11 protein-coding genes are annotated in these 11886 nt (G+C 64.6%); 6 read left to right on the top strand and 5 right to left on the bottom strand.

What is annotated here, in order from left to right; genetic code table 11:
• From F0Q45_RS11475 to nudC, 3 genes are all read left to right on the top strand, one after another.
• Positions 1-1561: 3'-5' exonuclease (locus F0Q45_RS11475; RefSeq protein ID WP_188112887.1), on the top strand; the 1561-nt coding region annotated here is incomplete at its 5' end.
• A gap of 61 nt (positions 1562-1622) precedes the next feature.
• Positions 1623-2693, top strand: a complete 1071-nt coding sequence (locus F0Q45_RS11470) for a potassium channel family protein (RefSeq protein ID WP_149654072.1) — start codon at positions 1623-1625, stop codon at positions 2691-2693.
• A 187-nt stretch (positions 2694-2880) separates the two neighbouring features.
• A complete protein-coding gene (gene nudC, locus F0Q45_RS11460) occupies positions 2881-3804 on the top strand; it encodes an NAD(+) diphosphatase (RefSeq protein WP_149654070.1) in 924 nt (307 codons plus the stop codon).
• A gap of 15 nt (positions 3805-3819) precedes the next feature.
• On the opposite strand, the gene F0Q45_RS11455 is transcribed toward nudC, so the two are convergent.
• Positions 3820-4404, bottom strand: coding sequence for a sensor domain-containing protein (locus F0Q45_RS11455; protein ID WP_262490953.1), 585 nt, complete (start codon positions 4402-4404; stop codon positions 3820-3822).
• Between the two features lie 311 nt (positions 4405-4715).
• Entirely contained in the window at positions 4716-4970 is a 255-nt protein-coding gene (mrx1, locus tag F0Q45_RS11450) for a mycoredoxin Mrx1 (protein ID WP_149654068.1), read from the bottom strand.
• 133 nt (positions 4971-5103) lie between these two features.
• Between mrx1 and F0Q45_RS11445 the strand changes: the two genes are divergently transcribed.
• Both F0Q45_RS11445 and F0Q45_RS11440 read left to right on the top strand, forming a co-directional pair.
• Positions 5104-7203 carry an ATP-dependent DNA helicase UvrD2 gene (locus F0Q45_RS11445; RefSeq protein WP_188112886.1) on the top strand — a complete coding sequence of 700 codons (2100 nt, stop codon included), beginning with the start codon at positions 5104-5106 and terminating at the stop codon, positions 7201-7203.
• Positions 7204-7614: 411 nt separating this feature from the next.
• Complete coding sequence (locus F0Q45_RS11440) at positions 7615-7878, top strand: WhiB family transcriptional regulator (RefSeq protein ID WP_149654066.1); 264 nt, start codon at positions 7615-7617, stop codon at positions 7876-7878.
• A 30-nt stretch (positions 7879-7908) separates the two neighbouring features.
• Here the strand turns inward: F0Q45_RS11440 and F0Q45_RS11435 are convergent, their stop codons facing one another.
• Positions 7909-9252, bottom strand: a complete 1344-nt coding sequence (locus tag F0Q45_RS11435) for a macrolide-binding ATPase MABP-1 (protein WP_149654065.1) — start codon at positions 9250-9252, stop codon at positions 7909-7911.
• A 137-nt stretch (positions 9253-9389) separates the two neighbouring features.
• Between F0Q45_RS11435 and F0Q45_RS11430 the strand changes: the two genes are divergently transcribed.
• On the top strand, positions 9390-9563 hold the full coding sequence (locus F0Q45_RS11430; protein ID WP_149654064.1) for a hypothetical protein: 174 nt from the start codon (positions 9390-9392) through the stop codon (positions 9561-9563).
• 19 nt (positions 9564-9582) lie between these two features.
• Here the strand turns inward: F0Q45_RS11430 and F0Q45_RS11425 are convergent, their stop codons facing one another.
• Together F0Q45_RS11425 and F0Q45_RS11420 are read right to left on the bottom strand one after the other, a co-directional pair.
• A complete protein-coding gene (locus F0Q45_RS11425) occupies positions 9583-10437 on the bottom strand; it encodes a cyclodehydratase (RefSeq protein WP_149654063.1) in 855 nt (284 codons plus the stop codon).
• Between the two features lie 37 nt (positions 10438-10474).
• Positions 10475-11848, bottom strand: coding sequence for a zinc-dependent metalloprotease (locus F0Q45_RS11420; RefSeq protein ID WP_373424959.1), 1374 nt, complete (start codon positions 11846-11848; stop codon positions 10475-10477).
• Between the last annotated feature and the right edge of the window lie 38 nt (positions 11849-11886).

Below are 11886 nucleotides of genomic sequence, written 5' to 3'. Positions count from 1 at the left end.
CGCCGCGGTCCGCCGTGCGCTCGGTGTCGATTGCGAAGCCCGGGCCAAATCCGCAGCGTCGGGGGAGTGGACCGGCACCGAGCATCTCGACGCTTTCGCCGACGTGGCCGCGAATTATGCCGAGCGTGCCACCGCTACCAGCAAAGCCACCGACGCCTACCTGAAGGCGTCGGTGACAGGTTTGTTGGCCTATTTGGACGTGGCCGCTGAAGTAGAGAATGGATTGCCGCCGGCGCAGCAAACAGCTGCCCGCGACCGGATTCAGGTGCTCACCGTGCATGCGGCCAAGGGTTTGGAGTGGCAGGTTGTGGCAGTGGCGCACCTGTCGGGTGGCACCTTTCCCTCGACCGCATCGCGAAGCAGTTGGCTTACTGATCCGAGCGAGCTCCCGCCGCTGCTGCGTGGCGACCGCGCCTCCGCGGGGGCGCTCGGTATCCCGGTCTTGGACGTTTCGACTGTATCCAATCGAAAACAGTTGTCGGACAGAATCTTCGAGCACCGTCGTGAGCTCGATCAGCGACGCGTCGACGAGGAGCGCCGGTTGTTGTATGTGGGCGTTACTCGGGCTGAGGACACTCTGCTGGTATCCGGTCACCACTGGGGCTCTACCGGGATCAAACCGCGCGGTCCATCGGAATTCCTGTGCGAAATCAAAGACATTATCGACCACTCAGCCGCGGCTGGAGATCCGTGCGGGATTGTTGACCATTGGGCTCCCGCGCCGGCTGAGGGTGAACGAAACCCGTGGCGTGACAATGCTATCGAAGTCTATTGGCCAGCCGATCCGTTGGCGCCGCGCCGCGGTGATATCGAACGCGGCGCCGCGTTGGTCGTTGAGGCTATGTCGAGCGACGGGGGCGGCGGGTTGGCCTCCGATGTAGGCGGGTGGGCCGCTGACGTCGACGCGCTGTTGGCGGAACGTGCGCGCGGCACAAAGTCGCGGGTTCCTGTTCTGCCCAGCCAGGTTTCGGTCAGCGGCCTAGTGGAGCTGGCCCGCGACCGTGCAGGCGCAACCCAGCGGCTGCTACACCGGCTACCGACGCGCCCGGACCCGCATGCGTTGTTGGGCAATGCGTTTCACTCCTGGGTTCAGCAGTTCTACGGAGTCGAATTGTTATTCGACCTGGGAGACCTTCCGGGAGCCGCCGACTCCGACCTAGGAAACCTCGAGGAGTTGGTCGAACTGCAGGCCGCCTTCGCGGCATCGCCCTGGGCGGCGCGTACCCCGATTGCGGTCGAGGTGCCGTTCGAAATGCCGATCGGCCACACTGTGGTGCGTGGCCGCATCGACGCGGTGTTCGCCGGCCCGGACGGCCGCGCCACGGTGGTGGACTGGAAGACCGGTGAGCCGCCGCGCGGGCTCGAGGCAATGCGGCAGGCCGCTGTCCAGTTGGCCGTGTACCGGTTGGCGTGGGCTGGGCTGTGCGGATGCCCGGAATCGTCGGTGCGCACCGCCTTCTACTATGTGCGCAGCGGAATCACCGTGGCCCCTGATGAGCTGCCTGACGCTGGGGAGCTGGCCGCGCTGCTGGCCCACTCCGGTGGCCGATGCGACAACTGATCATGGTTACATGTTTCTCGTGCCTGTGTCGTGCCTTGAGATGAGCCGATGACGGATTCCCGTGGCAAGAGGTAGCTGGCGGAGGCTGAGGCGCCTTGATGAGCGGTTGACCGTTCAGCCCAGCTACGCGCTTGTCGGTGTGCTGCGCATTCCGCAAGGTCGGGCCAGTCCGGCTCGCATCATTGTGCGCAGGGTGGTCATCGCCGTGCTGGCGCTCTTAGTCGCCGCCATCATCGTGTACCTCGATCGTGACGGTTACCGTGACTCGCAAGGCGACCAACTAACGTTCTTGGATTGTCTGTACTACGCGGCGGTGACGCTGTCGACGACCGGTTATGGCGATATCATCCCCTTTTCTGAATTCGCGCGCGCGACGAACGTCTTGATCATCACGCCGCTGCGAATTGCATTCCTGATTTTGTTGGTCGGCACGACGCTCGAGGTGGTCACGGAAACGTCCCGTCAAGCACTGAAGATCCAGCGTTGGAGGAACAGGGTGCGCAACCACACCGTTGTCATCGGCTATGGGACGAAGGGTAAGACGGCAATCACCGCGATGCTCGGTGACGAGGTAGTGCCCGGCGAAATCGTCGTTGTCGACACCGACCGTGCGGCCCTCGACCGCGCCGCGGCGGCCGGACTGGTCACAGTGTATGGCGACGCCACCAAGTCAGATGTGTTGCGGTTGGCTGGCGCTCAACATGCGGCCTCAATTATCGTGGCCGCCAGCCGCGACGACACCGCGGCGCTGGTTACTTTGACTGCTCGCGAGATCTCGCCCAAAGCCAAAATTGTGGCCTCAATTCGGGAGGCCGAGAACCAGCACTTGCTCGAACAATCGGGGGCGGACTCGGTGGTCGTTTCCTCTGAGACCGCCGGCCGGTTGCTGGGACTTGCCACCACAACGCCCAGCGTTGTGCAAATGATCGAGGATTTGTTGACCCCCGATGCCGGGTTGGCCATCGCAGAACGCCAGGTCGAACAGAGTGAGATCGGCGGATCTCCGCGGCATCTGCGGGACATCGTGCTCGGTGTCGTGCGCAACGGCCAACTGTTGCGCATCGGTGCACCAGAGGTGGACGCCATCGAGGCGAACGACCGGCTGCTCTACGTCCGCAACACGGGGCACTAGTGGCGATCGCAAGCTCGGCGGAGCCGAGTGCGGCGGGTCGGCACACATCGGGCGCCGGGGCGATCGCAAGCTCGGCGGAGCCGAGTGCGGCGGGTCGGCACACATCGGGCGCCGGGGCGATCGCAAGCTCGGCGGAGCCGAGTGCGGCGGGTCGGCATTGGGAGATGAGGGCCTAAGGTGGCCTAAGGTGGATTTCCCGTTGCGGAATGTTCCTTTGCTTGCTCGCGTCGGCGCCGATCGAGCTGACCATTTGCGGACTGATGTGGAAGCGGCAGCTGCCGGTTGGTCTGAGGCGGCGCTATTGCGGGTGGATGCTCGCAATCAGGTACTCGTCGCAAACGGGCGGGTGGTGCTTGGTGCGGCGTCCGCGCTGGCCGACAAGCCGCCGCCGGAGGCGGTGTTTTTGGGCCGGATCGCGGGCGGCCGCCATGTCTGGGCGATCAGGAGCGCACTGCAGTGTCCTGAGGAGACTGGTGTGCAGGCCGAGGTGGTGGACCTTCGTCGGTTCGGCACGATCATCGACGACACCAGCAGCCAATTGGTGTCCTCGGCGATGGCGTTGTTGAACTGGCATGGCAGTGCTCGATTCAGCCCGTTGGATGGTAGCCCGACCAAACCGGCCAGAGCCGGCTGGTCGCGTGTCAACCCGCGCACCGGTTACGAGGAGTTCCCCCGCATCGACCCGGCGGTGATCTGCTTGATTCATGATGACGGTGATCGGGTGGTGTTGGCCCGCCAGGCGGTCTGGCCGCAACGGTTGTTCTCGCTGTTGGCCGGTTTCGTCGAGGCCGGCGAGTCGTTCGAAGCGTGCGTGGTCCGAGAGGTTCGTGAGGAGATCGGCCTGACGGTCCGTGACGTGCGTTATCTAGGCAGCCAACCGTGGCCGTTTCCGCGCTCGTTGATGGTGGGCTTCCACGCTGTGGCTGACCCGGATCAAGACTTCTCGTTTCACGACGGCGAGATCGCAGAGGCCGGCTGGTTCACCCGCGATCAAGTGCGTGGGGCGCTGGATGCGGGCGACTGGACCAGTGCTTCCGAGTCGAAGTTGCTGCTGCCCGGTTCGGTTTCGATCGCCCGCGAAATTATCGAATCATGGGCGGCGCGCGACTGAGTTGGCCCGAAGCGACTACCTGACTCGCTCGCTGATGGCATCGAGGACAGTGTTCGCAATCTGCTCAGCTGGTTGAATGCCTAATACTCCGACGGATATCAACACCGCATTCTTGGCGCGATACAGGTGGCTCCAACCTTGATCGGTGATTCTCACGGTGGTGGGATCGGGTTTGTCGACGAGAAACCCATAGTTGGGGTGATGTAATGCCATGCAGGCTGTCAGCGATGCCGCGAGTTGATCGAGCGCGGCGCGAGCTGTGTGGGCATCCGGGTAGATCGCAACGGCCTGACTCACTGAATCCACCAGGGCCTTCCCCCCGGGGTCTATGTCATCGGTTACGCCGCTGTAGCCTGCGCTGCGAAACTCTGTCCAGCCGCCCGCGAAGGTGAGATCGCTGGTTCCCGCCGCTCGGCAGGGACCCGGTGCGCTGAGGTCACCCGACGGTGGCCGATGCAGGTCTGCATGCGAATGCGCGGTCAGTTCCTCGTAATTGGCGATGCGCCGCACCTCTTCGACGCCGATGATCAAGGCATCAGCACCCGATGCGAGTGTGGTGGTGGGCGTGGCTGATGTGCCCTGGTGCGTACAGGCCGTCATTGCGACCACTGTGCAGGAAATAATGACGCCCGACTTGCCCGCACCGGCGACCGTGGCGCGAACGTTTGCCGCGAGCCAAAAAGCTAAGCGTTTCGCGATAGCACGGGTTGAGCCGTAGCGCCTCATCGTTGATAGCCGTCTTCTGCGGATCGATATCCGCGGTTGGAGTTGGCGCTATGGTACCGGCCAGCTTTGCCCGCAAAGCCAAAGCTGGCGTGGTTATCTTACGAGGAAAAAACTTGTGGTTGGCACCAACACTGGGGGCGGAGGCCCGTGTCGGCCAACGTCATGCGGAAACGGTCCCAAGCGGCTTAGCCGCCGACCTCCGCCATTTTGGCGCTGATCGCGTTTGCGCTTGGATTGGTCAGCGTTGATCCATCGGCGAACTTCACCGTCGGAACGGTTCGGTTGCCGCCATTCACTGAAGCGACGAAATCCGCTGCCGCATTGTCGCGTTCGATGTCGACCTCGTCGTAGGGAATCCCTTCTGCCTTGAGTGCCGTCTTGAGGCGAAGGCAGTAGCCACACCATGACGTCGTATAGATGGTGAGCGCAGCGTTGGTCATAGCTGATAAACGTAACCCGGCGACGAGGCGGGCCGTGCAGCGGGCCGGTGTGCAGCCGGGGCGCCGCGCAAGCCCCGCCCGACGGCGTGGCCTAACACGCGTACTGTCGGCCATCGCTGCCAAGATGGACGCTATGCCGATGGTTGCAGCCCCCTTGACCGCCGGACTGGACGTCGAGCAACGCGAAGCCGTGTTGGCTCCACGTGGACCAGTCTGCGTACTCGCGGGCGCTGGAACAGGCAAGACGCGGACCATTACCCATCGCATCGCTCACCTTGTCGTCACCGGCCATGTCGCCGCCGGCCAGATACTGGCGGTGACCTTTACTCAGCGGGCCGCAGGAGAAATGCGCGCCCGGTTGCGAGCGCTGGGCGCTGCGGCGCGAAGCGGTTCGGGTGTCGGTGCTGTGCAGGCTCTCACTTTTCACGCGGCCGCGCACCGTCAACTGCGCTATTTCTGGCCACGGGTGGTCGGGGACATCGGCTGGCAGCTGTTGGACAGTAAGTTCGCCGTCGTGGCCCGCGCAGCTAGCCGGGCCAGGCTCCACGCCAGCACCGATGCCGTGCGCGACCTGGCGGGTGAAATCGAGTGGGCCAAGGCCTCACTGATTGGTCCCGAGCAATACCCCACCGCGGTGGCGGCGGCGCGCCGCGACACCCCACTGGACGCTGCACAAATCGCGACGGTCTACGCCGAATACGAGTCCCTCAAACTCCGCGATGACAGCGTCACGCTGCTTGATTTCGACGACCTGTTGCTGCACACCGCGGCCGCTATCGAAAGTGACGCTGCGGTGGCAGAAGAGTTCCGCGACCGCTACCGCTGCTTTGTCGTCGACGAGTACCAAGACGTTACGCCGTTGCAGCAGCGGGTCCTTTCGGCCTGGCTGGGCGATCGTGACGACCTGACCGTCGTCGGCGACGCCAACCAAACCATCTACTCGTTCACTGGGGCCTCGCCGGGCTTCCTGCTTGACTTCTCGCGCCGGTTTCCCGACGCGACGGTGGTGCGTCTGGAGCGCGACTATCGCTCCACCCCGCAGGTAGTCTCGCTGGCCAATCGAGTGATCGCGGCCGCTCGGGGCCGGGTCGCTGGCAGCAAGTTGCAATTAACCGGCCAGCGTGAGCCCGGGCCAGCCCCGTCGTTTCATGAGCATCCTGACGAGGCTGCCGAGGCCGCGGCGGTAGCGGCCTCGATCACCCGGCTTATCCAATCCGGGACTCCGCCTTCCGAAATCGCCATTCTCTACCGCGTCAACGCGCAATCAGAGGTCTACGAGGAAGCACTGACTGAGGCGGACATTGCCTACCAGGTTCGCGGCGGCGAAGGATTTTTTAACCGTCAGGAGATCAAACAGGCGTTGGTGGCGCTCCAGCGTGCCGCCGACCGCGGCGCCGAAGGACCGTTGCCGGACGTCATTCGCGCCGTCCTGGAACCGCTGGGGTTGACGGCACAAGAGCCCGTCGGCACCCGAGCCAGGGATCGCTGGGAGGCGCTGACAGCGTTGGCCCAACTGGTTGACGACGAAGTGGCGCAGCGTCCGCACCTAGACCTTCCCGGATTGCTCGCCGAGCTGCGGGCCCGAGCCGACGCCCGGCACCCACCGGTTGTGCAAGGCGTGACGCTTGCCTCGCTGCATGCCGCTAAGGGTCTGGAATGGGATGCGGTTTTCCTGGTCGGTCTAGCCGACGGCACGCTACCCATTTCGCACGCGTTGGCGCACGGCCCCGACAGCGAGCCGGTCGAGGAAGAGCGCCGACTGCTCTACGTCGGAATTACCAGGGCCCGCGTGCATTTGGCGCTCAGCTGGGCGCTGGCTCGAGCTACGGGCGGTCGCCAGAGCCGCAAGCCGTCGCGTTTCCTCAACGGCATTGCGCCGCAGACGCGAGCCGACCCGGGGCCGAGCAAGACTCGTCGCAACCGGGGCACCTCCCGCTGCCGGATCTGCAACAAAGAGCTGACCGCCCCGGCCGCGATCATGCTGCGGCGCTGTGAAACGTGCGCCGGTGACGTCAACGAGGAGTTATTGCTTCAGCTCAAGTCGTGGCGGCTGAACGCCGCGAAGGAACAAAATGTGCCGGCCTATGTTGTCTTCACCGACAACACCCTGGTCGCCATCGCCGAGCTGCTCCCTGACGACGACGAGGCGCTGATTGCCATACCGGGTATCGGTGCCCGAAAGCTCGAACAGTACGGGGCCGACGTGTTGGAGGTGGTTCGGCAAGCCCGCTGAGGGCAAAACGTCTAGGTCAGAAAATCGTTTGTCACACCCGGCCGGGACCGATTACCCTCGAAGGGCACCTGATGCTGGCGCGCCACGCCGGCAATGCGACGGTTAACGCGAGAGGAGGGCGGCCACGATGATCAGCAGGAATGCATTCGGTGTGGGCGTGGCTGCTCGTGTGCTGATCGCGCCCACCCGTCATGCCGCTGCACCGGCGGCAGCGGTGAAGCACCGTGTCGCCACAGCGACTTTCGCGTCCGTGGATCGGAGCCCAACGTAGCTACTACGTAGCTCAGTCACATGGCCACGGACCGAAGTCACAAGGATCCGTGGCCAAAGTTTTTGGGTCAATTCCCCGCAACCTGGTCCGGGTCACTTTCGAAAGACATCCCCTAGACCAGGAAGCAGGTGAAGTAGGACATGTCGGCACCGACAGTCCCTAGACAGATGCTGCCGGTGTTGCCATGCCATGGTGGGAATCCCGACTTGTGGTTTGCCGAAACCCCGGCTGATCTCGAACGTGCCAAGACCCTCTGCGCGAGCTGCCCGATTCGCAGCCAGTGCTTGGCCGCAGCGCTCGAGCGGGCCGAGCCGTGGGGGGTGTGGGGCGGCGAGATATTCGAGCGTGGCGCGATCGTCGGTCGCAAACGTCCGCGCGGGCGTCCCCGCAAGGTGGCTGCTTAGTTCTTGTCGAACGGCCGGAGCGTTGTTCGATCAGACGGCGGCTGTATCGGGCTCGGCGAAGCCGGGGATCAGCTCCTCCGACAGGGACTTGATCGGCACGTGCGCATCAAGCTGGCACAGGATCGCGGCCACCGAGGCGATCACCCGCATCGGAAGTGCCAGCTTGGGCGGTAGGTCCATTTGCCGGGCCGCCTTGATCTGTGCGACCGACCGATCCAATTGGCGCACGGTCACTCGCTGCAGCCACCTGCGAGTGTAGTGGAAAATTTCTACTTGGACGGGTTCGACGTACTGGCGCAGCATCTCATCGATGTCGCGGACAGACACCTGCTGACCTTGCTGGATCAACCCAGCCTTCTCCATGGTCGGCAACAGCAAGTCGTAGTTCTTCTCGCGGGCCAATCGAATGGTCATCCCGAGCTCGATCGGGTAGCCACCGGGCAGGGGCGCCACGGCGCCGAAGTCGATGACACCCATGCGACCGTCAGGCAGCAGCATGAAGTTTCCCGGATGAGCGTCGCCGTGCAGCATGCCGACCCGGCGCGGCGCGTCGAAGGTGAGCTCGAGCAGCAGCGTGCCCATGAGGTCACGCTGCTCCCGGGTCCCTAACCGGATGATCTGAGACATCGGTGTGCCGTCGATCCATTCCTGGATCACCACTTTCGGTGAGCTTGCCACCACATGTGGCACCAGGAAGCGTGGGTGACCCGTGTAAGCCTTGGCGAACGCGCGCTGGTTATCGGCCTCCAGCCGATAATCGAGCTCCATCTCGGTGCGTTCGATCAGCTCGTCAACAACGCCTTGAACGTCGGCGCCTGGTGACAGCTGTTTGAGGACTCCGACCATGCGTTGCATGGTCTTCAGGTCGGCCCGCAACGCTTCGTCGGCACCCGGGTACTGGATCTTGACCGCCACCAGGCGGCCGTCGGACCACACCGCCTTGTGCACCTGGCCGATGCTGGCCGAGGCCACCGGGGTGTCGTCGAAAGAACTGAAGCGCTCGCGCCATTTGGTGCCCAACTGTGCGTCGAGCACGCGGTGGACCTTGTGGGCGGGCAGCGGCGGGGCGTCTTTCTGTAGCTTGGTCAGCGCTTCGCGATAGGGCTCGCCGAACTGTTCGGGAATGGCGGCTTCCATGACCGACAGCGCCTGGCCGACCTTCATCGCTCCGCCCTTGAGCTCGCCCAGGACGGTGAACAGCTGGTGGGCGGCCTTTTCCATCAACTCGGCGTTGACTTCCTCTTTCGACTTGCCGGTCAGCCGTTTGCCGAAGCCCAGAGCCGCCCGGCCGGCCATGCCGACGGGAATGCTGGCCAGCTTGGCGTTACGCGCCGCGCGGCCGCGTTTAATGTCCGACACACACTCATCATCCATGACGCTGAGCTCGTCGCGGCATTGATCTGGCAACAACTGCTCGCGCGCCGCTCGACCGACCAGCCGACGGTAGTCTCTTGCAGGTCGCAACGGTGTGACGCATCCAGACCCACGGCCGGAGGGTGGACCGCAAAAATATGTCCGCAAAACAAACTCAGCACGACACCGCCGACGCCCTGTTCAGGGCAATCATCGAAACGCTGGACAAGCACCGAAAAGAAGGCACCCTGACCGAGGGTGTGCTCGATGACCTGGCCCGCGCGTATGCGTCAATCTCAACGAACGTCCCGGAGCAGGGCCGGCTGGGCTAGTTGCCGTCGGGAACTGACGTCAGCAACAACACAGCGGATGCCTGGTCCAATGGCGCGCCATCGTGCAGCCTGCCTTGAGGTCGAACTCCAGCGTGGCGTTCAGCGCTGATGGGGGATCGCGTTGGGCTTCCGCACCGCGTACCGCGGCGATCACCTGATTCACTTGGCTGAGGGCCAGCGCCGCCGTCGCTAGCAGGGTAGCCCGGTCGGCCACCCCCACTGTGTCGCGCAGCTGAGCGGCGATGGCCGGCCAGGCGGAATCGAGGTCGCTGCGGTGCAGATCGGCGCACCGCAGGCAGCTGGTCACCCCAGGGATAACCAGCGGTCCCACCAGGCCGGTGCCGTCACGAACCCGTACCGGAAGGTGCGGAATACCCTCGTTGTGCATATCGCGCACGAGATGCGGATCGGGCACTAGGTAGTCGGACAGGACCACCAGGTCCGCAGCACCGGGAGCAGCCGCTGCATGAGATTGGCTGCTGTGCCCGACCCGCGCCCCCGAGCAGCGCAGCGCCTGCACCAGAAGATCTGCCAGCGGCCCGCGACCATGGATCCGGATCGCCGCTGCGCGGCCGGTGTGGTTGCGACGTCTGCGAGTCACAACACCGGCGCTGACCAGTTGGTTGACGAGGTTCGCCACGTCGTTGCCGTCGGTCAGACCGCTGTTGACGGCTTGGCGCTGCAGCTCGGTGATCGGTGTGGGTGAACGCATGGACCGCAGCAACGCGGCCACAGCCGGCGCGGTCAGCCCGCTTGGTGGATGGACCAGCACGGCACGGCGGGGATCCCAGCCCACCTGGACGGCGCCGTCGGGCCGCAACAGCACCGGCATCGCCGGATCTAGCGAATAGCAGGTGGACACGACCCGGGGCATGACCTGAGACTGTGCCACGCCGGAGAACGGCGCTCGCTCAGTTATCCACAGCACCGGGGCCCGAGTCGTCGGAGCCGCCGATATCGCGGTCGAGCTCGGCGATCGCCTCGTCTAGGCCGCTGGTGTCGCCGCCGATGACCTGATCGATGAATGCGGCGGGGTCGTCGAGATCCTCGGCCGCAGGAAGCAGATCCGGGTGCTGCCACACCGCGTCCCGGGCGTCCACACCGGCGGCTTGCGTCAGACGCTCCCACAGCGCACCGGCCTCCCGGAGCTTGCGCGGGCGCAGTTCCAGGCCGACCAGGGTGGCGAATGTCTGTTCGGCGGGTCCGCCACTGGCTCGGCGGCGGCGCAGCGTCTCGCTGAGGGCGCCAGTGCCCGGAATACGATCACCGAGCGCATCGGTCACCACTGTTTGAACCCAGCCCTCGATCAAGGCGAGCAGGGTTTCTAGACGTTCGAGTGCGTGCAACTGTGCCGGTGTTGCCTTGGGTTCGAATACTCCTTGGCTCAGCAACTGCTCCATGGCGGCGGGGTCGCCCAGCGATGCCGGGTTGAAGTCGCGAGCCAGCTCTTCGATTCCGGTCATGTCGATCTTCATGCCCATGGCGTAGGCCTCGACCGCCCCGAGCAGTTGGCTGGCCAGCCAGGGCACGTGACTGAACAGGCGATGGTGAGCGGCCTCGCGGGCGGCCAGGAAGGTCAGGATCGCGCTACGCGGCTGTTCCAGGCCTGACGCGAATGTTTCGACAGCGCTGGGCAGTAGGGCGGCCACCCCGTTAGGTCCCAGCGGTAGACCGATGTCGGTCGAGGTCAGCACCTCCTGCGAGAGCCGGCCGAGTGCTTGGCCCAGCTGTGAGCCAAACGCTATGCCGCCCATCTGCGACATCATTGACAGCAGTGGACCGGCCATGCTCTTGGCCTCTTCCGGCAGGGCGGTCGCCCACACCGTCGCGATCTGCTTGGCCATCGGATCGCACAGCCGCTTCCAGACTTCCAATGTGTTGTCGACCCAGTCGAGGGGGGTCCAGCCCACCGCCTTGGCGGTGCCGGCGGGCAGCGAGGTGGCGCCGTCCAACCAGGTTTCGGCCAGGTGCACCGCATCGGAGATCGCCGAGTTGGTTGTTACCGAGATGGGCGCGATGGAACCGATCGAGCTTGCTGCCACGTGCCGGGCCAAGTCATAGTTGACCGGTCCCGCGTTCTTGCCCGCGGTCATGGCGCTACCAACACCGCCGAACATCTCGCCCAGGCGAGTGAAAATCTGCCCTAGGTCGGCCATGGCAAAATCTCCGCTGATCCCAAACGGGCCGAGCGGATTAGCTCCCGAGCCGGAGTCGGGATCGTTCTTCCCGCGCTTGTCGCGGTCAGGGTCGTCTCCGGGGGAGAAGCCGAAAGGCAGGTCAGCCATAGGGTCAACGGTACCCACCCAGCAAGCAGAAAGCGCTA

This window comes from Mycobacterium simiae (genome assembly GCF_008370645.1).
In the GTDB taxonomy this organism is placed as follows: Bacteria; Actinomycetota; Actinomycetes; order Mycobacteriales; family Mycobacteriaceae; genus Mycobacterium; species Mycobacterium simiae_A.
The sequence above is the reverse complement of the archived record's forward strand: the minus strand, read 5'-3'. Positions and strand labels throughout refer to the sequence as shown.

Bases quoted from the DNA above. Each gene is read 5' to 3' on its own strand.
- F0Q45_RS11435 (WP_149654065.1), bottom strand. From the start codon at position 9,252: ATGGATGATGAGTGTGTGTCGGACATTAAACGCGGCCGCGCGGCGCGT.
- F0Q45_RS11420 (WP_373424959.1), bottom strand. From the start codon at position 11,848: ATGGCTGACCTGCCTTTCGGCTTCTCCCCCGGAGACGACCCTGACCGC.
- F0Q45_RS11445 (WP_188112886.1), top strand. From the start codon at position 5,104: ATGCCGATGGTTGCAGCCCCCTTGACCGCCGGACTGGACGTCGAGCAA.
- mrx1 (WP_149654068.1), bottom strand. From the start codon at position 4,970: ATGACCAACGCTGCGCTCACCATCTATACGACGTCATGGTGTGGCTAC.
- F0Q45_RS11440 (WP_149654066.1), top strand. From the start codon at position 7,615: ATGTCGGCACCGACAGTCCCTAGACAGATGCTGCCGGTGTTGCCATGC.
- F0Q45_RS11430 (WP_149654064.1), top strand. From the start codon at position 9,390: ATGTCCGCAAAACAAACTCAGCACGACACCGCCGACGCCCTGTTCAGG.
- F0Q45_RS11425 (WP_149654063.1), bottom strand. From the start codon at position 10,437: ATGCCCCGGGTCGTGTCCACCTGCTATTCGCTAGATCCGGCGATGCCG.
- F0Q45_RS11455 (WP_262490953.1), bottom strand. From the start codon at position 4,404: ATGACGGCCTGTACGCACCAGGGCACATCAGCCACGCCCACCACCACA.